The 20,779-nt window shown below is 69.0% G+C and carries 21 protein-coding genes and 1 pseudogene; 9 read left to right on the forward strand and 13 right to left on the reverse strand.

Going from position 1 to position 20,779, the window contains the following annotated elements; all coding sequences use genetic code 11:
• Nucleotides 1-16: 16 nt before the first annotated feature.
• Nucleotides 17-682 (forward strand): response regulator transcription factor, encoded by a 666-nt coding sequence (locus VP06_RS18825; protein ID WP_048465320.1) that lies wholly within the window; start codon nucleotides 17-19, stop codon nucleotides 680-682.
• A 96-nt stretch (nucleotides 683-778) separates the two neighbouring features.
• Here the strand turns inward: VP06_RS18825 and VP06_RS18830 are convergent, their stop codons facing one another.
• Both VP06_RS18830 and nhaA read right to left on the reverse strand, forming a co-directional pair.
• Nucleotides 779-2,077 carry a DUF2254 domain-containing protein gene (locus VP06_RS18830; protein WP_048465321.1) on the reverse strand — a complete coding sequence of 433 codons (1,299 nt, stop codon included), beginning with the start codon at nucleotides 2,075-2,077 and terminating at the stop codon, nucleotides 779-781.
• A 73-nt stretch (nucleotides 2,078-2,150) separates the two neighbouring features.
• On the reverse strand, nucleotides 2,151-3,368 hold the full coding sequence (gene nhaA, locus VP06_RS18835) for a Na+/H+ antiporter NhaA (RefSeq protein ID WP_048465322.1): 1,218 nt from the start codon (nucleotides 3,366-3,368) through the stop codon (nucleotides 2,151-2,153).
• Here nhaA and VP06_RS39035 point away from each other — a divergent pair.
• From VP06_RS39035 to recF, 5 genes and pseudogenes are all read left to right on the forward strand, one after another.
• Nucleotides 3,304-3,726 (forward strand): annotated as a pseudogene (locus VP06_RS39035) (nucleotidyltransferase family protein); the annotation flags it as partial. The gene nhaA and the pseudogene VP06_RS39035 sit on opposite strands and share 65 nt — an antisense overlap.
• A gap of 43 nt (nucleotides 3,727-3,769) precedes the next feature.
• Nucleotides 3,770-4,129, forward strand: a complete 360-nt coding sequence (locus VP06_RS38635) for a nucleotidyltransferase family protein (protein WP_280950227.1) — start codon at nucleotides 3,770-3,772, stop codon at nucleotides 4,127-4,129.
• 501 nt (nucleotides 4,130-4,630) lie between these two features.
• Nucleotides 4,631-6,136: a chromosomal replication initiator protein DnaA gene (dnaA, locus tag VP06_RS18845; RefSeq protein ID WP_048465323.1), complete on the forward strand. Its 1,506-nt coding sequence runs from the start codon at nucleotides 4,631-4,633 to the stop codon at nucleotides 6,134-6,136.
• Between the two features lie 215 nt (nucleotides 6,137-6,351).
• On the forward strand, nucleotides 6,352-7,473 hold the full coding sequence (gene dnaN / locus VP06_RS18850) for a DNA polymerase III subunit beta (protein ID WP_048465324.1): 1,122 nt from the start codon (nucleotides 6,352-6,354) through the stop codon (nucleotides 7,471-7,473).
• Between the two features lie 61 nt (nucleotides 7,474-7,534).
• On the forward strand, nucleotides 7,535-8,680 hold the full coding sequence (gene recF / locus VP06_RS18855; RefSeq protein WP_048465325.1) for a DNA replication/repair protein RecF: 1,146 nt from the start codon (nucleotides 7,535-7,537) through the stop codon (nucleotides 8,678-8,680).
• A 6-nt stretch (nucleotides 8,681-8,686) separates the two neighbouring features.
• Here recF and VP06_RS18860 read toward each other — a convergent pair whose 3' ends face one another.
• Together VP06_RS18860 and VP06_RS18865 are read right to left on the reverse strand one after the other, a co-directional pair.
• Nucleotides 8,687-9,088 carry a type II toxin-antitoxin system VapC family toxin gene (locus tag VP06_RS18860; protein WP_048465326.1) on the reverse strand — a complete coding sequence of 134 codons (402 nt, stop codon included), beginning with the start codon at nucleotides 9,086-9,088 and terminating at the stop codon, nucleotides 8,687-8,689.
• Nucleotides 9,088-9,327: a type II toxin-antitoxin system VapB family antitoxin gene (locus tag VP06_RS18865; RefSeq protein ID WP_048465327.1), complete on the reverse strand. Its 240-nt coding sequence runs from the start codon at nucleotides 9,325-9,327 to the stop codon at nucleotides 9,088-9,090. Before VP06_RS18865 ends, VP06_RS18860 begins: the two co-directional genes overlap by 1 nt.
• A gap of 86 nt (nucleotides 9,328-9,413) precedes the next feature.
• On the opposite strand from VP06_RS18865, the gene recQ reads away from it, so the two are divergent.
• The gene (gene recQ, locus VP06_RS18870) at nucleotides 9,414-11,261 is read left to right on the forward strand and encodes a DNA helicase RecQ (protein WP_048465328.1); all 1,848 of its coding nucleotides are present in this window, start codon (nucleotides 9,414-9,416) and stop codon (nucleotides 11,259-11,261) included.
• Between the two features lie 291 nt (nucleotides 11,262-11,552).
• On the opposite strand, the gene VP06_RS18875 is transcribed toward recQ, so the two are convergent.
• Complete coding sequence (locus VP06_RS18875; protein ID WP_048465329.1) at nucleotides 11,553-12,341, reverse strand: SDR family oxidoreductase; 789 nt, start codon at nucleotides 12,339-12,341, stop codon at nucleotides 11,553-11,555.
• Complete coding sequence (locus VP06_RS18880; RefSeq protein ID WP_048465330.1) at nucleotides 12,338-12,667, reverse strand: nuclear transport factor 2 family protein; 330 nt, start codon at nucleotides 12,665-12,667, stop codon at nucleotides 12,338-12,340. Before VP06_RS18880 ends, VP06_RS18875 begins: the two co-directional genes overlap by 4 nt.
• Nucleotides 12,668-12,735: 68 nt before the next feature.
• Between VP06_RS18880 and VP06_RS18885 the strand changes: the two genes are divergently transcribed.
• The gene (locus VP06_RS18885; protein WP_156295678.1) at nucleotides 12,736-13,752 is read left to right on the forward strand and encodes a LysR family transcriptional regulator; all 1,017 of its coding nucleotides are present in this window, start codon (nucleotides 12,736-12,738) and stop codon (nucleotides 13,750-13,752) included.
• A gap of 254 nt (nucleotides 13,753-14,006) precedes the next feature.
• Here the strand turns inward: VP06_RS18885 and VP06_RS18890 are convergent, their stop codons facing one another.
• The 7 genes from VP06_RS18890 to VP06_RS18920 all read right to left on the reverse strand — a co-directional run bounded on the left by VP06_RS18890 (nucleotide 14,007) and on the right by VP06_RS18920 (nucleotide 19,858).
• Complete coding sequence (locus tag VP06_RS18890; protein ID WP_245291233.1) at nucleotides 14,007-14,309, reverse strand: hypothetical protein; 303 nt, start codon at nucleotides 14,307-14,309, stop codon at nucleotides 14,007-14,009.
• Nucleotides 14,306-15,076: an RlmE family RNA methyltransferase gene (locus VP06_RS18895; RefSeq protein ID WP_048465332.1), complete on the reverse strand. Its 771-nt coding sequence runs from the start codon at nucleotides 15,074-15,076 to the stop codon at nucleotides 14,306-14,308. Before VP06_RS18895 ends, VP06_RS18890 begins: the two co-directional genes overlap by 4 nt.
• Nucleotides 15,077-15,208: 132 nt before the next feature.
• Nucleotides 15,209-16,318, reverse strand: coding sequence for a Ppx/GppA phosphatase family protein (locus VP06_RS18900; protein WP_048465333.1), 1,110 nt, complete (start codon nucleotides 16,316-16,318; stop codon nucleotides 15,209-15,211).
• A gap of 185 nt (nucleotides 16,319-16,503) precedes the next feature.
• Nucleotides 16,504-17,352: an ABC transporter ATP-binding protein gene (locus tag VP06_RS18905; protein ID WP_048465334.1), complete on the reverse strand. Its 849-nt coding sequence runs from the start codon at nucleotides 17,350-17,352 to the stop codon at nucleotides 16,504-16,506.
• A 2-nt stretch (nucleotides 17,353-17,354) separates the two neighbouring features.
• Nucleotides 17,355-18,170, reverse strand: coding sequence for an ABC transporter permease (locus VP06_RS18910; RefSeq protein ID WP_048465335.1), 816 nt, complete (start codon nucleotides 18,168-18,170; stop codon nucleotides 17,355-17,357).
• 6 nt (nucleotides 18,171-18,176) lie between these two features.
• Nucleotides 18,177-19,211: an ABC transporter substrate-binding protein gene (locus VP06_RS18915; protein WP_048465336.1), complete on the reverse strand. Its 1,035-nt coding sequence runs from the start codon at nucleotides 19,209-19,211 to the stop codon at nucleotides 18,177-18,179.
• A gap of 167 nt (nucleotides 19,212-19,378) precedes the next feature.
• Nucleotides 19,379-19,858, reverse strand: coding sequence for a response regulator (locus tag VP06_RS18920; RefSeq protein ID WP_048465337.1), 480 nt, complete (start codon nucleotides 19,856-19,858; stop codon nucleotides 19,379-19,381).
• 148 nt (nucleotides 19,859-20,006) lie between these two features.
• Here VP06_RS18920 and VP06_RS18925 point away from each other — a divergent pair, with 148 nt between their 5' ends.
• Nucleotides 20,007-20,717: an alanyl-tRNA editing protein gene (locus VP06_RS18925; protein ID WP_048465338.1), complete on the forward strand. Its 711-nt coding sequence runs from the start codon at nucleotides 20,007-20,009 to the stop codon at nucleotides 20,715-20,717.
• Nucleotides 20,718-20,779 lie beyond the last annotated feature (62 nt).

Raw genomic sequence — 20,779 nt, forward strand, 5'->3', positions numbered from 1 at the left:
CGGGAGAAGCCATCACATGGACCGTATCCGCGTCGTCCTGGCCGACGACCATCCCGTGGTCCTCGCGGGCATCCGGGCGCTCCTCAACGCCGACCCCGAGATCGAGCTGGTCGGCGAGGCCACCGACGGCGGCGAGGCGCTGCCGATGATCCGTGCCGTCGCGCCCGACATCGCCGTGATCGACGTCTCGATGCCCGGCCTGAACGGCCTCGAACTGACCGAGCGGGTGACGGGCGAGTGCCCGGCCACCCGGGTGCTGGTGCTGACGGTCCACGAGGATGCCGCCTACGTGCAGCCGCTGATGAGGGCCGGCGCGCGCGGCTACCTCCTCAAGCGTTCGGCGGCGGACGACCTGCTCCGCGCCGTCCGGGCCGTGGCCTCAGGCGGCGTCTACCTCGACCCCTCGATCGCCGGCCACGCCCTGGCGGAGCCGTCCGGGGCTGACGGGCGCCCGGGCACGGCGGAGGGGCGCGAGCCGCTGAGCCCGCGCGAGACCGAGACCCTGCGGCTGATCGCGCAAGGGTTCAGCAACAAGGAGATCGCGCGGCGCATCGACGTCAGCGTGAAGTCGGTCGAGACCTACAAGGCGCGGGCCGCCGAGAAGCTCGGGCTGAAGACCCGGGCCGAGATCATCCGCTACGGCGCCGCCCATGGCTGGTTCGACGCGCTCGCCTTGCGATAGCGCCCCCTCCTTCCCTTGCGGCGCCGGGGTCGGCCCTTCGCCCTTCGACGACCCGCCCGGCGACGGCCGAAGCGGGCTTCGTCGTTGTCGCGCGGATCAGCCCGGGGCGCCCCCCCTGCGCACCCGGACGAAACGGGCATGCCGCTCCTCCAGATCGGAGAGGTCGCTCGGATCGGCGATGTCCCGCCGCGCGGCGGCGAGCACGAGGTCGGCGTGGCGTCCGAGTTCCGCCAGGCGCGAGGTCAGCCGCTCGACCTCCGCGACGCGGGCCAGCACGTCGAGCATCCGGGCGAGCACATGCACCGACCCGCCGGCGTTCTGGCGGATCATGTGGAACATCGCATCGCACAAACCGTCGTAATCCGTCACCGGATGGACGAGCACGACGCGGCCCTCGCGCGCGACGGCGCCCGTGGGCAGGTGGCGTGGGGCGATCCGGCACAGGGCGTCCCCCAGATGGTCGAGCACGCTCCCCGCCGTCATCGGGTCGTTGATGCCGGGCGACAGCGCCCGCACCGCGATCTCGACGAGCTGCCGCACCGAGTATTCCAGATCCTGCAGCGCCGCCGGGCGGCGCCCGAAGGTGAGCGAGCGGGCCACCGCCTCGGCGGTGCCCTCGACGCCCGCGGACGGAACGACGACCGGGAATCCCTTCGGCACGAAGTCGCCCGGCCTCACCCTCAGGGCGAGGACGACGCGGTGCTCGTGCGCCCAGTCGGCGAGGCCCTCCGTATCGACAGCTTGCAGGTATCCGCCATCCGCCGGCGCGACCGGGGTGCCGCGCGGTGCCTCCGCCGGCGGCTGGATATCGGCCTGGTCGCGGGTCCGCGCCTCGACCGCCTTGCAGAGGTCACGGTGGACGGCGTCGACCACCGTCTCGACGTTGATGCTGGTGGCGACGTGGTGGACGAACCAGACCAGCGTTCCGAGGCAGACCAGCGCCAGCAGCACGGCGCCCGAGATGGCGAGGTGCGGGACGAAGGTCTCCTCCTGGACGGTGCGTACCGTGCGCAGCACCATCAGCGCGTAGGCGAAGGTGCCGAGGAAGGCGCCGAGCACGAGCTGGTTGCGGGCGTCGCGCACGAAGTTGCGCAGGAGCCGCGGCCCCATCTGGTTCGACGCCAAGGTCAGCGCCGCGATGGTGATGGAGAAGGTGGTGCCCGCCACGCCGATGGTGGACGACGCCACCGCGCTGAGAAGGGCCCGGGCCCCCTCGGCACCGCCGGCCCAGCCCCAGCTGGCGTCCGGGGAGGACGGGTCGTAGCCGGCGACGCGGGCGGTCTCCAGCCAGATCGCCGCCTGCGCCAGGCCGATGCAGGCGAGCACGACCAGCGCCGGCCGCAGCCAGAACTGGTCGCCCAGGAACTCGATCCAGGCCCGTATCCTCGCTCTCACCGGCTACCCTTCTCCTTGTCACCTTGGCGCAGGCGTCCCCCGGGCCCCCGGACCGGTCTCGCGGCGTCCCGGCTCAGGCAAGCGCCCGCCGCGCACGATGGTCCCGCGGGGCGGCGACCAGGAGGACGAGCGCCCCGGCGAGCATGCAGGCGACCGAGCCGACGAGAACGCCGATCTTGACCTCGGCCTCCAGGGCCGGCGCGTCCGCGAAGGCGAGCAGCCCAATGAACAGGCTCATGGTGAAACCGACCCCGCACAGCAGGGAGACCCCGTAGACCTGCGCCCATGTCGCATGGGCCGGACGCTGCGCCAGCCCGAGCCGCACCGCGGCCAGCACGAGGCCGAACACGCCAACCTGCTTGCCGACGAACAGGCCGAGCGCCACCCCGAGCGTCACCGGGTCGAGCAGCATGTGCGGGGTGAGCCCGACGAGCGACACGCCCGCGTTGGCGAAACCGAAGACCGGCAGGATCAGGTAGGCCGACCAGGGATGGATCGCGTGTTCGAGGATGTGCAGCGGCGAGGTGGGGTCGTCCGGCTTGCCCACGCTCAGTCTCAACGGGATCGTCATGGCGAGCAGCACCCCGGCCACCGTCGCGTGCACACCCGATTTCAGCACGAAGACCCAGAGCACGACACCGAGCAGCAGGTAGGGCCAGAGCCTGGCCACGCCGGCCTTGTTCAGCCCGTACAGCACCGCGAACGTCACCGCGGCCCCGCCCAGCATCGGGAGCGACAGGTCGGCGGTGTAGAATACCGCGATGATCAGCACCGCGCCGAGATCGTCGATGATGGCGAGCGCCGTCAGGAACACCTTGAGCGAGACCGGGACCCGCGATCCCAGGAGCGCCAAAACGCCGAGCGCGAAGGCGATGTCGGTGGCCGCCGGGATCGCCCAGCCCCGCAGCGTCTCGGGCGAAGACCAGTTCACGGCGACGTAGACAAAGGCCGGGGCGGCCATCCCGCCCAGAGCGGCCAATCCCGGCAGCACTCGGTCGGGCCAGGTGCGCAGGCGCCCGTCGAGCACCTCCCGCTTGATCTCCAGTCCGACGAGCAGGAAGAACACCGCCATCAGCGCGTCGTTGATCCAGTGCAGCACCGAGAGCGGACCGAGATAGGCTTTGAGCGCGGAAAAATAGGTGTCCGCCAGCGGGGAGTTCGCCACCACGAGCGCGAGCGCCGCGCTCGCCATCAGGACGAGCCCGCCGCCGGCCTCGCTGACGAGCATGTCGCGCAGGGCCGACAGGGGACGGCGGCGAGGCCGCGGAACGGCATGCGAGGAGGATGGCACGGGTACGGGTCTCCGGCGCTGGCGGCCCGACCAGCGCTCGTCCTGCCGGTCCGACCGACGGACCGCGCACCCTCGTGCGGGCTATCGCACCGAAGCGCGGCTGGCACAACCCACGACCCTTAGGTCAAAAGCCAACCAGCTTGACCGTGTGAATGGCCGCTGCGTGCAGAAAGCGGACTTTGACGTTGAGCCATGGCGCCTCGTCGCCGACTGCCTCGATCAGACAGTCTGGAACACCCTGACCGAACGGCCGCGCGGGCATGGCATCCGCGACTACGACCTGATCTGCTTCGACGACGCCGACCCGTCCTGGGAGGCCGAGGACGCGGTGCTGCGCCGGGCCGCCCCCGTGCTCGCGGGCTGCGTCGGCCCGGTCGAGATCCGCAACCAGGCCCGGGTCCATCTCTGGTTCGAGCGCCGCTTCGGCGCCCCCTCCCCTTCCGAGCGCCGACGCGGCCTTGTCGCGCTACGCGGCCGTGGTCCACGCGGTCGGGGTCCGGCTCGAACCGGACGACACGCTCTCGATCGCCGCGCCGTTCGGCCTCGCGGACCTGTTCGGGATGGTCCTGCGCTCCAACCCCGCCATCGCCAATGGGCCGGCCTACGCCGCCAAGACCGAGCGGATGCGGACAGCCTGGCCCGAGCTGACGGTGATCCCCTGGGCTGGAACGGCGGAGGCGCCTGTCAAGTGCACGGAAGACACGGCGGCGGTTTCCACCGGCCTGTCCCCGGCGCCCTCCCCGCTCTCGACAAGCCGTTGAGCCAGCACGGGTCTTCCGAAGGCTGCACGCGCACTTCCACGAATCGGTCACGATTCCAGACTGTTGCCGCCGGACAGGCTGTGGACCGGGCGTGGGCGATATCGGGGTGTAACGGTCCATTTACCCTGCCGCCGATCGTTCCTGTTGCGAAGCTTCCCCCGGACAGCCTAGTTTTCCTCATGCCCGCCGCTCGCGCGGGTCTCGTCCCGCTCTCGATCGACCGACTGGCTCCCTTTCGCGGCGCAAGTGCCCGCGGGACGGCTGCGTCGTGCCGCCAACCCTCGGTGGCGCCTCGCGGATTTGGAGCCGTGGGCCTTTAAGAGAAACGAGACCAGTTGTTGATAGAACGGGATGAACCAAGGGGACAAAGACCGGGAGGGAGTTGACTTCCCGAGCCTGCGACCCGGTCGCCCTCGCCCCTCGTCCGGGGATGGGACGGCAAGCGTATCTGCGTACGGACTGGGAGCGGGCAGCCGCCACCGGGCCGAGAAGGGACCAGTCATGCGTGTGGACGGCAGCTTGGCGGAAGGAGTCGGCTCCGGCCGTGGCGGCACCGGCGACGACGGTCGCAGCAGCGGCGAGATCGCGGCGGCAGAAATCACGGGAGCCTGGCAGCGGGTGAAGCGCCGCCTCCGGGCGGAGCTTGGCGAGGACGTGTTCGCGAGCTGGTTCGCCCGGCTGGAGCTGCAAGAGGTCTCTGGCGGCGTCGCACGCCTGACGGTGCCGACCCGGTTCCTCAAGAGCTGGATCGAGTCGCATTATCTCGACCGGGTGCTGGCTACCTTTCGCAGCGAGGCCGACGGCATCGAGAGCCTGGAGGTCGGGGTCCGCGGTGCCATGGCGCCGGCCAGGCCGGGCGCCGCCACGCTGACGAAGCCGGCCCCGAGCCCGCGCCCCGCCGCGAGCCCGGTCGTGGAGATGCCCGAGCCCGAGCGCGCGCCCCGCGGGCCCGTCCCCGACGGTGAACTCGGCGGTGCCCCGCTCGATGCGCGCCTGACCTTCGAGAGCTTCGTCGTCGGCCGCTCGAACGCGCTGGCGCATGCCGCCGCCGAGCGGGTTGCCCGGCACGATGGCGGGCCGGCCCTCTACAACCCGCTCTACTTCCATGCCGGCGTGGGTTTGGGCAAAACCCACCTCCTCCACGGCATCGGCCATGCGGTGAAGAATGCCGGGCGTCGGGTGATCTACCTCACCGCCGACCGCTTCATGTACGGCTTCGTCAACGCCCTGAAGACCCAGAGCGCGCTGGCCTTCAAGGAGAAACTGCGGGCGATCGACGTCCTGATCCTCGACGACGTGCAGTTCATCCAGGGCCGCTCGATCCAGGCCGAGTTCGGCCACACCCTGAACGCGCTCATCGATGCCGGGCGCCAGGTGGTGGTGGCGGCCGACCGGCCGCCGACCGAACTCGAATCCCTCGACGAGCGGGTGCGCTCGCGCCTCGCCGGCGGTCTCGTGGTCGAGATCGGCACCCTGGACGAGGGCCTGCGCGCCTCGATCCTGCAATCGCGCCTCGAGGCGGTGCGGGCGTCGCATCCGACCTTCGAGGTCGGCCCGGCGGTGGCCGAATATGTCGCCAAGGCGATCACCGCCAACGGCCGCGACCTCGAAGGCGCGGTCAACCGGCTGCTGGCCCACGCCACGCTCACCGGCGCCCCCGTCACCCTCGACACCGCCGAGACGGCGATCCGCGACCTCGTGAAGAACCGCGAGCCGAAGCGGGTCAAGATCGAGGACATCCAGAAGCTGGTGGCGAGCCGCTACAACGTCTCGCGCTCCGACATCCTGTCCGAGCGCCGCACCGCCGCGGTGGTCAAGCCGCGCCAGATCGCCATGTACCTCTCGAAGGTGCTGACGCTCCGCTCCCTGCCGGAGATCGGCCGGCGCTTCGGCGGGCGCGACCACACCACGGTCCTGCACGCGGTGCGCAAGATCGAGAAGGCGATCGGCGAGGACACGGCGCTCTGCGACGAGGTCGAGCTGCTGAAGCGGATGCTCCAGGACTGATCCCCCGGAAGACTGATCCCCCCGGAGGACCGATCCCCTGGGGGCTTCTCCCCGGAATCCTGCACAGGCGGCGGAGGGCGCGCGGCGGCGCCCTCCGCCGCCGGCTTGCCTTCGGGGTGCGCCTTCGCCAAAGTTCCGCTCCCGTGCCTGCACGGGTCAACGGTTGCTTTTGCCGGCCTCGCTCGGTCGGTCGTTAAGAGACACGGATCACCCTGATGAAAGTCACCGTCGAGCGCGCGGCCCTCCTTCGGTCGCTCGGCCACGTGCACCGCGTCGTCGAGCGGCGCAACACGATCCCGATCCTGTCGAACGTGCTGCTGCGCTCAGGGCCGGACGGCCTCCAGCTCAAGGCCACCGACCTCGACATCGAGGTGACCGAGACGATTCCCGCCGACGTGGTCGATGGCGGCGCCATCACGGTGCCGGCCCACGTCATCTACGACATCGTCCGCAAGCTGCCGGACGGCGCCCAGGTCTCCCTCGAGACCAGCGGCGAGACCGGCCAGATGCTGATCCGCTCGGGCCGCTCGCGCTTCACCCTCGGCGCCCTGCCGGAGGCCGATTTTCCCGATCTCGCCGCCGGCGAGCTGCCGCACCGCTTCGCGCTGCCGGCCGCCGATCTCAAGCGCCTGATCGACAAGACCCAGTTCGCGATCTCGACCGAGGAGACGCGCTACTACCTCAACGGCATCTTCTTCCACACCATCGAGGCGGACGGCTCGCTGAAGCTGCGCGCCGTCGCCACGGACGGCCACCGCCTCGCCCGCGTCCAGATGGAGGCGCCGGAGGGCAGCGCCGGCATGCCGGGCATCATCGTCCCGCGCAAGGCCGTGGCCGAGATCCAGAAGCTCGTCGAGGATGGCGGCGAGACCGTCGGGGTCGAGATTTCCTCGGCCAAGGTGCGGTTCAGCTTCTCGTCGGGCGTCACCCTGATCTCGAAGCTGATCGACGGCACCTTCCCGGACTACCAGCGCGTCATCCCGACCGGCAACGACAAGCGCCTGACGGTGGAGCGCGACCAGTTCGCCAAGGCGGTCGACCGCGTCTCGACCATCTCGTCCGAGCGCGGCCGGGCCGTGAAGCTCGCCATGACCGACGGGCGCCTGTCGCTCTCGGTCAACAACCCGGATTCGGGCTCGGCGACCGAGGAACTCGACGTCGATTACGAATCCGGCCCCCTCGATATCGGCTTCAACGCCCGCTATCTCCTCGATATCACGGCGCAGCTCGACGGCGACACCGCCCTGTTCCGCCTCGCCGATCCGGGCTCCCCGACGGTGATCCAGGACCGCGAGGGCGCGCCGGCGCTGTACGTGCTGATGCCGATGCGGGTGTGAGGGCGGGGGTATCCCCGTTCGCGGACTGGCCTGAATCCGGCGCCCGGGCCACAAGGCTCGGATGACGAATCCCGATCCCTTGCGCGTCACCCGGCTGATCGCCCGCGACTTCCGCAACCACGCCGATCTCGACCTCGCGGTCGGGCGCCGCTTCGTCGCGCTGGTGGGGGAGAACGGGGCCGGCAAGACCAACATTCTGGAGGCCCTGTCGCTGTTCGCCCCGGGGCGGGGCTTGCGCCGGGCCGACTTCTCGGTGATGGCGCGCGAAGGCGGGGCCGGCGGCTTCGCGGTGTCGCTGAGCCTGGAGGGTCCGAGCGGTGACCACCGCATCGGCACGGCCTGGGAGCCTCCCCGGAGCCGCGACGAGCGCGGCGGCCGGCTCTGCCGCATCGACGGCGCCACCGCGCCCTCCCCCACCGCGTTCGCCGAGCAGGTGCGGGTGGTCTGGCTCACCCCCGATCTCGACGCCCTGTTCCGCGGCCCGGCCGGCGACCGGCGCCGCTTCCTCGATCGGCTGGTGCTGGCGGTCGATGCCGGGCACGGCGCCCGGGTCAACGCGATGGAGCGGGCTTTGCGCTCGCGCAACCGCCTGCTGGAGGAACGGCCCGATGACGGGCCCTGGCTCGACGCCGTCGAGCGCGAGGTGGCCGAACTCGCCGTCGCGGTGGCGCTGGCCCGGCGCGAGACCGTCGAACGCCTCGACAGCCTGATCCTGGCGACCCGCGACGCGGCGTCGCCCTTCCCCTGGGCCGGGGTGCGGCTGGAGGGCGACATCGACGACCTGGTGGCGGTCTGGCCCGCGGTCGATGCCGAGGACCGCTACCGCGCCACCCTGCGCCAGAACCGGTTTCGCGACCGCGCCGCCGGCCGGACGCTCGCCGGCCCCCAGGCTTCGGACCTCGTGGTGCGCCACGGACCCAAGGACGTGCCCGCCGCCACCGCCTCGACCGGCGAGCAGAAGGCCCTGCTGATCGGGCTGGTCCTGGCCCATGCCCGCCTCGTCACCGGAATGAGCGGGCTTGCACCCCTGGTCCTCCTCGACGAGGTCGCGGCCCATCTCGATCCGCGCCGCCGCGCCGGCCTGTTCGATGCGCTGGAGGCCCTGCCGGGACAGGTCTGGATGACCGGGGCCGATCCAGTGCTGTTCGGGGAATTGGGCGGGCGGGCGGATGTGGTGCAGGTGGCGGAGGGAAGCATCCGCGCCTGAACAGCCTCAGATGGTCGGTGGCAGCGTCGTGCGGCTGAAATCGTTGCCGACGAACAGCAGCGGCAGGCCGCGGACGGCCGCGCAGGCATAGGAGAAGCAGTCGCCGAGATTGAGCCGCGCGGGATGTCCACGCCCCTTGCCATAGCGAGCGTAAGCCACCAGGGCACCGTTGACCTCGGCCTCCGCGACGGGCACGAGCACGATGCGGCTGATCGTCATGAACCCCCTCACCTGCCGCTCGGCATCCTCGACGGACAGGCCGGCCTCGCGGCTGATCGCCGTCACCGCCTCGAAGACCGCAAGGGTCGAGGTGACCGGATCCGACGCCGCGTCGATCTGGTTGGTCAGATCGGTCGCCCCGGTCTCCTTGAGCAGGATCGCGACGATCGCCGAGGCATCGACGAACATCACGGTTCGCCGTTCAGGTCGTCGAAGAAGGCCTTGTCCGCCTTCAGCCCGGTGCGCGGGAACGACGCGATGTAGTCCTGAATCGGCTTGATGCGCTCGACGAGCGGGACGGATTCCTCGCGGCGGGCGATCTCGGCAGCCAGCGCCATGCGGACCGCTTCCGTCTTGCTCACGCCGGCCATCGTCGCCAATTTGTCAGCCAGCTGATTCACCTCCTGGCTGCGGATGTTGAGCGACATGGGACGCGATCCTGTGTAGACACCGTCGCCAATATGTCTACACGCCTCGCGCTCCGTCGCAAGGCCGCGCAGAGCGATCGAACCCCATGACAGACCGCCTCGACGAGGCCCGCGCCGCCCTTCGAAAGACCTTCGGCTACGAGGATTTCCGTCCCGGCCAGGCCGAGGTGATCGGCGCCGTGCTCGACGGGCGCGACGTCTTCGCGGTGATGCCGACGGGCTCGGGCAAGTCGATGACCTACCAGCTTCCGGCCCTGGTGGAGCAGTCGCTGACCGTGGTCGTGTCGCCGCTGATCGCGCTGATGCACGACCAGGTGAAGCAGATGGAGGCTTTCGGCGTCGCCGCCGGCACGCTCAATTCCACCGTATCGGAATCGAGCGCCCGCGAGACCTGGCGCGGCATCCGCCAGGGGAGCTTGCGCCTGCTCTTCGTCTCGCCCGAGCGGCTCCTGATGGAGGGGCTGATCGAGGCGCTGCAAGGGGCCAGGGTGCGGCGGCTCGCCGTCGACGAGGCGCATTGCGTCTCGCAATGGGGCCACGACTTCCGGCCCGAATACCGCGACCTGGCGCGGGCCCGCGAGGCGCTCGGCGACGTACAGACCGTGGCGCTCACCGCCACCGCCGATGCCGCGACCCGGGCCGACATCTCCGAGCGGCTGTTTCCCCGCGGGCGCAAACCCGAACTCTTCGTCCATTCCTTCGACCGGCCCAACATCCGCCTGACCTTCGCGCCGAAGGAGCACCCGACGCGCCAGCTCTCGCGTTTCCTGCGCCCGCGCAAGGCCGAGAGCGGCATCATCTACTGCTCCTCGCGAAAACGCACCGAACAGATCGCCGAGATCCTGCAACAGGACGGCTTCAACGCGCTCGCCTACCATGCCGGCCTGGAACAGACCGTGCGGATGCGCAACCAGGACACCTTCCTGCAGGAGGACGGGGTGGTCGTGGTGGCGACCATCGCCTTCGGCATGGGCATCAACAAGCCGGACGTGCGCTATGTCTGCCACGCCGACATGCCCTCGACGATCGAGAGCTACTATCAGGAGATCGGGCGGGCCGGTCGCGACGGGCTGCCGGCCGACACGCTCACCCTCTACGGCCTCGACGACATGGCGCTGCGCCGGCGCCAGATCGACGAGAAGGAGGTGCCGGACGACCGCCGCCGGGTCGAGCGGCGCAAGCTCGAGGCGATGATCGCGCTCTGCGAGGGCGCGACCTGCCGGCGCCAGTCGCTGCTCGGCTATTTCGGCGAAGAGAGCCAGCCGTGCGGTCGCTGCGACCTGTGCCGCGGCGGCGTCTCGCTGATCGACGGCACGGTGGCGGCCCAGAAGGTGCTCTCGGCGGTGGTCCGCACCGGCCAGCGCTTCGGCGCGGCCTATATCTGCGACCTCGTCCACGGCAAGGAGAGCGAGCAGATCCGCCGCAACGGCCACGCCCAGCTCAAGACCTTCGGGGTCGGCGCCGACAAGCCGGTGGCGGCCTGGCGGGCGATCCTGCGCCAGCTCTTCGCCGCGGGCGCCGTGGCGGAGAACGGCGACGGCTATGGCGGTCTCTCGCTGACCGACAAGGGCGAGGCGATCCTGTTCGGCCGCGAGCCGGTACGCTTACGCCCCGATCCCGAGCCGAAAGCCCCGAAGGAGCGTCGCCGCGGCGCCACCGATCGCGACGACAGCTTGGGCCTGTCGGAGGCCGACGAGGCCCTGTTCCAGCACCTGCGGGGCCTGCGCGCGACGCTGGCCCGCCAGGAGGGTGTCGCCGCCTACATGATCTTTCCCGATCGCACCCTGATCGAGATGGCGCGCGCCAAGCCCGTCGACCTCTGGGCCCTGCGCTCGGTGCACGGCGTTGGCGAGCGCAAGCGGGATGCGTATGGGCAGCCCTTCGTCGAGGCGGTGGCGGAGTTTCTGGCGGATGCGGCGAAGCGGGCGGGGTGAGCGGGGCTTTTCACGGAAAACGCATCACGCCGCATTCGGGGCGAGACGCGGATGGTCAAGGTGTCTCTCGGTCGGATTTCAGGTCTACGCCCGCAGCGGGCGGTCATTGTTGACCCGAGAGATGATCGAGACATTAAAGCATTTTCCGACGAAGTGGATACCGATTCGTCGTAGAAAATGCGGCACAATCAAACAGATAGAGAAGCTTCGCGATTGCAACGCGATCGTGAAGCGCTCTAGCATCCGTCGTCCACGCTGTGCCACCTCGACCAGGCGTGGACGAGCCTGTGATCAGACGGTCGGGATTGTGCCGCCGTCGATAACAATCTCAGCGCCGTGGATCGAGGCGGCGCGATCCGAGGCCAGGTAGGCGATGATGTCGGCGACCTCGTGAGGCTCGGCGGCACGCCCGATCGAAATCCCGCCCAGGCTGTCGAGGACGACCTGCCGTGCCTCCTCGACCGTACCGCCATTGGCAGCCTGCAGACGCCGGAGCAGATCGACGGACGAGTCGGTCATGATCCAGCCCGGGGAGACGACGTTCACCCGTACACCCTTCGGCCCCGCTTCTTTGGAGATGGACTTGCTGTAAGTCCTCAGCGCGGCCTTGGCGGCGGCGTAAGCGGTGGTCGCTTCGGGGAGAGGCAGGATCGACTGGATGGACGTGACATGCACGACAGCGCCAGCGCCCCGCTCGATCATCTGCGGGATCAGGAGGCGATCAAGGCGGACCGTGGCCAGGAGGTTCAGGTTCAGTTCGGAAAGCCAGTGATCGTCCGTGAGGGCAACAAAGCCACCGCCTGGCGCGGTCGAGCCGCCGATCACGTGGGCGAGGATGTCGATGCCGCCCAGACGCTCCAGTGCCGCCTTGGCCAGGGCCTCCCCGCCTTCAGCCGTTGTCAGGTCCGCCTGAACGAACTCGACGGCATCGATGGGGTCAGGGGTTCCGCGCGCCGACGTGATCACTCGGGCACCGCCGGCCAGGAAACGTGCGACGGTAGCGCGGCCCAGACCCTTTGTACCGCCGCTGATGAGCACGCGCTTGCCCGCAAACTCGGTCGGGTCAATCTTGATGGTCACGCCGTGATCTCCAGGGCTTCGATGGCGTCGTTTTCGAGCGTGAAGCGATAGGTGAAGCGGATCGGACTGCCCTTGAAGTCTCCATGCGCGGGGCCTTCAACGACGACTTGACCATCCTCGTGTCGAACGGCATCCGGCGTGAAAATCGCATTCACGGCGACCACTCCCTCTTCAAACAAAGTCCTGATTTCGGCTTTTCCTTGAAAGATAGTGCCGTTATCATGAAGGATGGCGCCCGCAGCGAAAGGTTCGAGCATGGCGTCGACGTCGAAGCGAGCGTTCGCAGCCACGTAGGCGGCAATTGGATTGGGAAGTTCGAGCGACATTGTCTTGTCCTACTGACCGCGGTCGGAGACCGTGGCGGTTACAAGGGCGTGTGCCAGCCAAAGTAACGATGGACAGGTGGTGCGATAATCAGGACAATCCGGAACGTTCCATCACGAGAACCGGGACAATCGTGCAGAGCAGCCTCACGGAGTTGGAAGCCGTTCTCGTGATCGCCCGCCGGGGAAAATTCCGGTCCGCGGCGTTGGAACTCGGCGTCTCGACCACTGCGCTCAGCAATGCGGTCGCGAAGCTGGAGCGCACACTCGGCGTGCGGCTGTTCAACCGGACAACACGAAGCGTCTCACTCACCGAGGCTGGCCAGCAATTTGTCGCGCAAATCGCACCTGCCATGCAGAACATCCACGATGCGATGGATGCTGCGCGATCTCAACAGTCCAAGCCGTCGGGCACCCTGCGCATCAACACCTTTCCGACCGCGGCAAGGGAGATATTTTCGTCACTCATCATACCGTTCTTACGCGCATACCCTCAAGTTCACGTCGACATCGTCACAGAGGGTCGCTTGGTGGACATTGTCGCGGGCGGATACGATCTCGGCGTCCGTAGAGCCGACCTTGTGCCGGCCGACATGATCGCGCTTCCCTTGGGAGACAGGCGACGCAATGTCGTGGTCGCCACACCAAGATACCTGGAAATGCGTGGCACGCCCATGATTCCGCAGGATCTCGCCGAGCATTCCTGCCTCCGCGTCCGGCTCCCCAACGGTGCAATCCACCGTTGGCCGTTCGAGAAGGATGGACAGTCGATCGATATCGACGTCCAGGGCGCGATAACTCTCGACGAGGCAAGTCTCGCGCGCACCGCCGTCCTGGCATCCGTGGGCTTGGCTCTGGCCATGGAATCCGATGTACGAGACGACATCGAGGCAGGCCTCCTCGTGCGCGTGCTTGAGGACTGGACGCCTCCGCTCTCACCTTTGAGCCTCTACTATCCGAGCCGACGCAACCCGACCGCTGCATTCAAGGCCTTCATCGACTTCGCGCGGCGGCGAAGTGGAGGCGACGATACCCCGCGGCCGCCCGTAGGTCCGGAAGCGCCGGCAGCGGACGTTCAACCTCTCTAGTTTCAACGTCGGTTACGGCCGACAGCAGACCCATGGTGGTCGAGTTGCAGCCCGCCTGACGCTCTACGATGGGCTCTCTCGGGCCTGATGCCGGAGATCCCCGATGTCGGAAACGCCTGTTCTACGTATATCCAAGCGTGAAGTGGACAATCGACGTACAGGAAAAGCAGCCGCTCACGGAGTCGAGTTGATCCGCGAAGAATTACATCCTCACCTTTTAACGGGAGAGAGACAACGCATTCGCCTCGCAGGCGTCAGGATGGCCTGATCGCCATCGTCGGCTGCCCCTGCCGCGCCCGAAAATCCCGCAGGGTCGCGTCCAGGCGTTCCCGCAACGCCGCCTCCGACAACGGTCCGGTCACGACGAGGCTCGCCACCACCTCCGGATGCTTGAGCCGCTGCTTCGGCGTCCGGGCATGGTTCGCCACCCGCAATTGCCCCTCGCCACCGGGCAGCCCGAAGTAAAAACTCTCTCCCCGCGTCCCCTGCCCGATCTCCGAAAACCCCTCCGCGAGAAGGAGCGCCCGGGCGCGATCGATTGCCGCCGCCGGCGTCACGGCCGCCAGCCCCCGTCGTCGTCCTCGTCACCGTCATCGGCCTCGCGAGACGGCCCGTCCGTCGCCTTGGCGCCGCGATACCCGGTCGCCAGCACGTAAAGCTCGCTCGAATCCGCCCGGCTCGCCGCCGGCTTGACGTGGCGCACGTTCGCAAAATCGCGCTTCAGGTCGGCGAGCAGGCCGCCCTCGGTGCCGCCCTGCAACACCTTGGCGAGGTAGATCCCGCCCGGCGCCAGGATCTCGCGGGCAAACGCCAGAGCCGTCTCGGCCAGCCCCATGATGCGCAGGTGGTCGGTCTTCTTGTGACCGGTGGCGTTGGCGGCCATGTCGGACATCACGACATCGGCCGGCCCGCCCAGCATCTCGGTGAGGAGCCCCGGCGCGGTCGGATCGAGGAAATCGAGGGTGACGAAGTCGACGCCGGGCATCGGCTCGATCTCCAGGAGGTCGATGCCGACCACCCGGCCCCGCGGCATGGCTGCGCCCGGATGGCTGCCGACCTTGGCGGCGGCGACCTGCGACCAGCCGCCCGGCGCCGCCCCGAGATCGACCACCCGCTGGCCCGGCCGCAGCAGCCGGAAGCGGTCATCGATCTCCATCAGCTTGAACGCCGCCCGCGAGCGGTAGCCTTCGCGCTTGGCGCGGGCCACGTAGGGGTCGTTGAGCTGGCGTTCGAGCCAGAGCTTGGAGGAGACCGTGCGCCCGCGCCCGGTCTTGACCCGCTGCTTCAGGTCGCCCCGGAGGCCGCCGCCGCGACGATCGCTCATATGCCGTGACCTTCGATGATCGAGAAACTCTGCACAGCAGATGACGCCCCGGGCGCGCGGGCGCAACCCCGCCCCTCCACAGCAGGCGCCCGCCGTTCCCGAGGAACCGCGCCGACAAGCATGGACGCCGCGTCAGCCCGGCCGCACGCCCCGGCGCCAGACTCCGTCCTCGCGCATCATGTTCATCAGAAGCCCCTCGCGCAGGCCGCGATCGGCGATGCGCAGGCGCTCGGACGGGAAGGCGCGGCGGATCGCCTCCAGGATGGCGCAGCCGGCGAGCACCAGGTCGGCCCGGTCGCGGCCGATGCACGGGTTCTGCGCCCGGTCCGACAGCCGCGTGGCGAGAAGGCCGTCGATCGCGTCGGTCACCTCGCGGTCGCGCATCCACAACCCGTCGATCCGCCGCCGGTCGTAGCGCGGCAGGCGCAGGTGGGTGGCGGCGAGCGTCGTCACCGTGCCGGAGGTTCCGAGCAGGTGGAAGTTCGGCGCATGCGCCGCAGCCCCGGCGATCAGCGCGAACTTGGTCAGGCGGTCGGCGACCTCCTCGACCATGCCCTCGAAGACCGGGCGGGTCACGTCGGCCCCGCCATAGCGCTCGGCCAGGGTGACGACCCCCACGGGGAGGGAATCCCAGGCGCGGATGCGCAAGGTCGGGTCGGCGCTGCGGGCGAGCGCGGCGGAGCCGTCGAGCCAGACGATCTCGGTCGAGCCGCCGCCGATATCGAAGATCACCACCGATTCGGCGTGCCGGTCGGCGAGCGCCGCGCAGCCGGTGACGGCGAGATAGGCTTCGGTGCGCCGGTCCACCACTTCGAGGTCGAGTCCGACCTCCCGGTGGACGCGATCGACGAAGGCCGGGCCGTTCACCGCGAGCCGGCACGCCGCGGTGGCGATCGACTTCGCCCGCACCACGCCGCGGGAGCGCATTTTTCCGAGGCAGACCGCGAGCGCGTCGACGGTGCGCTCGATGGCGTCCTCGCTCAAGCGATCGGTGCTGCCCAGGCCCTCGCCGAGGCGCACGATGCGCGAGAAGGCGTCGATCACCCGGAACCCGTAGGGGGCCGGCTCGGCGATCAGGAGCCGGCAATTGTTGGTGCCGAGATCGAGCGCCGCATAGGCGCGCCGCTCCGCTCGACGGTGTCCGTCATCCTCCGCCACGCGAGGCGGAGGCGCGGTCGCACGCGCTGTCTCGGCATACTCCGCGGCGCGCGCCGGCACGGAGATGGCCGTCTCATCCCTCATCGGCGATGCCGATATCCTTCACGGTCGCACCCTCGCAGGGCGACAAGTCCATCACATGATGGGAAGCTTACGTGGCTCCGGGCGGAACGCAAAGCCGTGATCGTGCCGCGCCCCGCCCCGTCTCCACCGTGAAGATGCGCGCGCGGGTTCTCGCATCGCGCACGATCGACAGCCGGCGGGGCTCCTCAATCGACCGCCGATCCGGTCCGTTCGGCCTGCGTGAAGCGCTGCTGCTCTTCCATCACCAGCCCGGCGAGTTCGCGCTTCAGCGCATTGAACTCGGCCGAAGCGGTGTCGCGCGGGCGGGCGAGGGGCACGATCAGGTCGCGCTTCATCCGGCCCGGGCGGTAGGTGAGCACGACGATGCGGTCGGCGAGGTAGATCGCCTCCTCAATCGAGTGGGTCACGAACACGATGGTCTTGCGGTCCTCGGCCCAGATCCGCAGCAATTCGTCCTGGAGCGTGCGCCGGGTCAGCGCGTCGAGGGCGCCGAACGGCTCGTCCATCAGCATCACCGGCGGGTCGAGGGCCAGGATGCGGGCGATGGCGACGCGCTGGCGCATGCCGCCCGACAGATCCTTCGGGAAGCGGCCGAGGAAGTCGGACAGGCCGAGCTTCTGGGCGATGCGGGCGACGATCGTATCGGCTTGGCTCCGCGCCACGCCCTTGATGTCGAGCCCGAAGCGGATGTTCTGCTCCACCGTCATCCAGGGAAACAGCGCGTATTCCTGGAAGACCATGCCGCGGTCGGGGCCCGGATCGACGATCCTGTGCCCGTTCATGCGGATCTCGCCCGCGGTGAGGGGCGAGAACCCCGCGATCGCGTTGAGCAAGGTGGACTTGCCACAGCCGGAGGGCCCGAGCAGGCAGACGAACTGCCCGCCCGGGATCGCCGCGGTGACGCCGTCGAGCGCCACCACGGCGCCCTCGCCGGTGCCGAACACCTTCGAGGCGCTCTCGATCGTGATCTCGGCGGCGCCCGGTGCCGACCGGGCGGCGGGCTCGGTCTTGCGGAGCGTTGCGGTCGCGGTCATGGTCAGCGCTCCAGGCCGCGATGCCAGCGCAGCAGATGGTCGTTGAGGCGCGACATCGCCCCGTCGATGACGAGGCCGAGGAGACCGATCGTCAGCATGCCGCCGATGATCTTGTCCGACCACATGTATTCGCGCGCCTCGAGGATCCGGTAGCCGAGCCCGTCCGAGACCGCGATCATCTCGGCGACGATCACCACGATGAAGGCGGTGCCGATGCCGATCCGCATGCCGGCAAGCACGAAGGGGCTGGCCGCCGGCAGGATCACCCGCCGGAACATCGTCCAGGAATTGGCGCCCAGGTTGCGGGCCGCCCGGATATAGATCGAATCGACCTGCCGCACGCCCGCGACCGTGTTGACCAGGACCGGGAAGAAGGTGCCCAGCGCGATCAGGAACAGGGCCGGCGGGTTGCCGAGGCCGAACCACACGATGGCGAGCGGGATATAGGCGATCGGCGGGATCGGCCGCAGGATCTGCAACAGCGGATTGACGAGGCCGTAGAGCCGGTCGCTCGTGCCCATCAGCAGGCCGACCGGCAGCGCCAGGCCGACGCCGATGGCGAAGCCGGCGATCACCCGGCCGAGGCTCGCCACCGCGTCATGCGGCAGCTCGCCGGAGACCAGCCAGGCGGCGTAGCTCTGGCTGGCGGGATCGTAGGGCAAGGCCGGGACGAGGCTGGCGAACCAGCGCGCCGCCACCGCGCTCGGCGGCGGCAGCACCACGGCGGAGAACAGGCCGGCCCGGCTGGCGATTTCCCAGAGGATCAGGAGCCCGACCGGCAGCAGCGCGCCGCGGAAGGCGGAGAGGCGGGACACCACGACGGCTCAGTTCGTCTTCGTGTTGGTCTTCGGATCGCTCTTGGCGGAATTGCTCTCGGCGGGATCGCTCTTGGCGCCCAACTCGGCCTTCGCCTTCTCGAGCAGGTCGAGCTTGACCCATTCGGCGTCGCTCTTCGGCGGGTTGACCATCTTGCCGAGGCCGTATTTATGCATCAGATCAGCCGTGATCTGCATGTGACCGGCCGGCATGTCGTAGGTATAGTCCGCGTTCTCCATCGAGTCGCGAAAATCCTTGCTGCTCAGCTGGCCCTTGAAGACCTGCTCGCGCACGTACTTCTCGGCGAGGTCCGGCTTCTCGATGAAGGTCTTGGTCGCCTCGACGAACAGCTTGAGGACGCGGGCGGCGACCTCCGGCTTCTCGGTATACATCTTCTCGGTCATGACGAGCGGGCGGTAGGGCACGCCAACCGGGGTGTCGTAGGGCTTGACGATCTCGTAGCCCCAGCCGTTCGAGATGGCCTGCGTCGATTGCGGCTCGCTCTGGCAGATCACGTCGACGTATTTCTGCGCCAGAGCCTGGTTCAGGTCGGCGTAGTTGTTGAAGTAGACGAGCTGCACATCCTTGCCCGGTCGCTCCGACCAGGTCAGGCCGTTCTTCTCCAGCTCGGCCAGCAGCATCAGGTCCTGGGTGCCGCCGCGCACCACCGCGACCTTCTTGCCCTTCACGTCGGCCAGCGTCTTGGCGCCGAGATCCGGCCGGCCGAGGATCCGCACGCCGCCATTGGCGAAGCCCGCCACCACCAGCAGCTTCACGCCGTTGCCGCGCGCCGCCACCGCGCCGTCGGCGCCGGAGGCCGCGATGTCGATCTGGTCGACCGCCATCGCCGGATAGATGTCGGCGCCCTTGGCGAACTGCTTCTCGTCGATCTTGAGGTTATACTTGGCGGCGATCTCCTTCATGTAGGAGATGGCGCCGTAATGGGCGAATTTCAGGTTGCCGAGACGCACGACGTCCTGGGCGGCGGCCGGGCCGGAGAGGGCCACCAACGTGGCGGCGACGGCGGCGAGGCGCTTGAGCATGCTTCACTCCCTGTCCGACCGGTCGCGGGCCGGATCGGTTCGGACGGGATCTTGGACAAAAGTCGAGCCTGGCGGAAGCGTGATCGCGGCGCCGACGGTAAGACTTTAGACTCGCGGATGAAATCCGAACCGCGATCCGACACTGTCAGAGCCAGATCGCGTGTCCCTCACAGCATGCCCTTGACCACGGCCGCGGCCGCAAGGCGGGGTTGGGGCCGCAACAGGCTCTTGACCTGCGAGAACGGGCGGGGCCGGTTGATCACCTCGTCGAGGCGCGACCACAGGGTCTTGGGCGAGAACGGCTTGGCGATGATCTCGTTGACGCCGAGGTTGATCGCCCGGTCGACCACGTTGCGGCGCGGCTGGGCCAGCATCAGGATGATCGGGACGGTCGGGGCCGGGGAGGTGGCGGGCGTGCGGGCGAGGCGGATGAACTCCTCGCCCGACAGGATCGCCAGATCCCAGTCGAGCACGACGAGATCGGGCTTGCTCTCGGCCAGCACCCCGAGGGCCTCGGCGCCGTCCGGCGCTTCGAGCAGGCGCTTGATGCCGACGCACATCAGCATGTCGCGCACGATGCGGCGGATATACAGGCTTTCGTCGACCACGAGTGCCGACAGGTCCGGGAAGGTCGGGGTGGCGATCATCGCGGGCTCGGTCTTCGTTCTGACCCGAGGTTAAGCACGATCAACCCTGCCGCTTCGCTAACCGAGATGGTTAATCAACCTTCAATCTCGACGGCGGCGTCGCGGCGGGGCAGTGTCATGCTCCCCGAATCGCAGCCCGAAGGCGCCCATGTCGACCGAGCTCCTCTTCCGCGACGACGCTTACCTGCGCGAGGCCGAGGCCCGCATCGTGGCGGCGGAGGAGGCCGGTCTCATCCTCGACCGGACGCTGTTCTACGCGCAAGGCGGTGGGCAGCCCGGAGACCGCGGCACGGTCTTGCGTGAGGACGGCAGCGAGATCGCCGTCCTCGACACCGTCTACGGTCCCGACAAGCACACGGTCCTGCATCGCATCGCGCCGAACGCCGCCCTCCCAGTCCTCGGCGAGCGCGTCCGCCTCGTTCTCGACTGGCCGCTGCGCCTTGCCCGCATGCGGGTGCACACGGCCCTGCATCTGCTCTCGGTGGCCCTCCCCTACCCGGTCACCGGCGGCGCGATCGGCGAGGGTGAGGGCCGGCTCGACTTCGACATCCCGGATGCCGGCCTCGACAAGGAAGCGGTGACGGCGCGACTGCGGGAGATGATCGCGCAGGATGCCGCCGTGACGACGCGCTGGATCAGCGACGAGGCGTTGTTGGCCAATCCGGGCCTGGTGAAGACGATGTCGGTGAAGCCGCCGATCGGCACCGGCCGGGTGCGGCTGGTGGCGATCGACGGCCTCGATCTCCAACCCTGCGGTGGCACCCATGTCGCACGGACGGGCGAGATCGGCGTCGCCACCGTCACGGCGATCGAGAAGAAGGGCAAGCAGAACCGGCGCGTGCGGCTTTCTCTGGCCTGAACACGACAAACCCCGCCGGCCGAGCCTGAGCGGGGTTTGTCGTGTGGTTGGTTGCGGGGACA

The organism is Methylobacterium aquaticum (genome assembly GCF_001043915.1).
Lineage (GTDB): Bacteria > Pseudomonadota > Alphaproteobacteria > Rhizobiales > Beijerinckiaceae > Methylobacterium > Methylobacterium aquaticum.

What these genes read in the sequence shown, in the direction of transcription:
- recF (WP_048465325.1), top strand. Translation starts at nt 7,535, where the DNA reads ATGACGAATCCCGATCCCTTGCGCGTCACCCGGCTGATCGCCCGCGAC.
- VP06_RS18860 (WP_048465326.1), bottom strand. Translation starts at nt 9,088, where the DNA reads ATGTTCGTCGATGCCTCGGCGATCGTCGCGATCCTGCTCAAGGAGACC.
- VP06_RS18885 (WP_156295678.1), top strand. Translation starts at nt 12,736, where the DNA reads ATGGACAGGTGGTGCGATAATCAGGACAATCCGGAACGTTCCATCACG.
- recQ (WP_048465328.1), top strand. Translation starts at nt 9,414, where the DNA reads ATGACAGACCGCCTCGACGAGGCCCGCGCCGCCCTTCGAAAGACCTTC.
- VP06_RS18825 (WP_048465320.1), top strand. Translation starts at nt 17, where the DNA reads ATGGACCGTATCCGCGTCGTCCTGGCCGACGACCATCCCGTGGTCCTC.
- VP06_RS18900 (WP_048465333.1), bottom strand. Translation starts at nt 16,318, where the DNA reads ATGAGGGATGAGACGGCCATCTCCGTGCCGGCGCGCGCCGCGGAGTAT.
- VP06_RS18905 (WP_048465334.1), bottom strand. Translation starts at nt 17,352, where the DNA reads ATGACCGCGACCGCAACGCTCCGCAAGACCGAGCCCGCCGCCCGGTCG.
- VP06_RS18880 (WP_048465330.1), bottom strand. Translation starts at nt 12,667, where the DNA reads ATGTCGCTCGAACTTCCCAATCCAATTGCCGCCTACGTGGCTGCGAAC.
- VP06_RS18920 (WP_048465337.1), bottom strand. Translation starts at nt 19,858, where the DNA reads ATGATCGCCACCCCGACCTTCCCGGACCTGTCGGCACTCGTGGTCGAC.
- VP06_RS18895 (WP_048465332.1), bottom strand. Translation starts at nt 15,076, where the DNA reads ATGAGCGATCGTCGCGGCGGCGGCCTCCGGGGCGACCTGAAGCAGCGG.
- VP06_RS18925 (WP_048465338.1), top strand. Translation starts at nt 20,007, where the DNA reads ATGTCGACCGAGCTCCTCTTCCGCGACGACGCTTACCTGCGCGAGGCC.
- VP06_RS18865 (WP_048465327.1), bottom strand. Translation starts at nt 9,327, where the DNA reads ATGTCGCTCAACATCCGCAGCCAGGAGGTGAATCAGCTGGCTGACAAA.
- dnaN (WP_048465324.1), top strand. Translation starts at nt 6,352, where the DNA reads ATGAAAGTCACCGTCGAGCGCGCGGCCCTCCTTCGGTCGCTCGGCCAC.
- dnaA (WP_048465323.1), top strand. Translation starts at nt 4,631, where the DNA reads ATGCGTGTGGACGGCAGCTTGGCGGAAGGAGTCGGCTCCGGCCGTGGC.
- VP06_RS18915 (WP_048465336.1), bottom strand. Translation starts at nt 19,211, where the DNA reads ATGCTCAAGCGCCTCGCCGCCGTCGCCGCCACGTTGGTGGCCCTCTCC.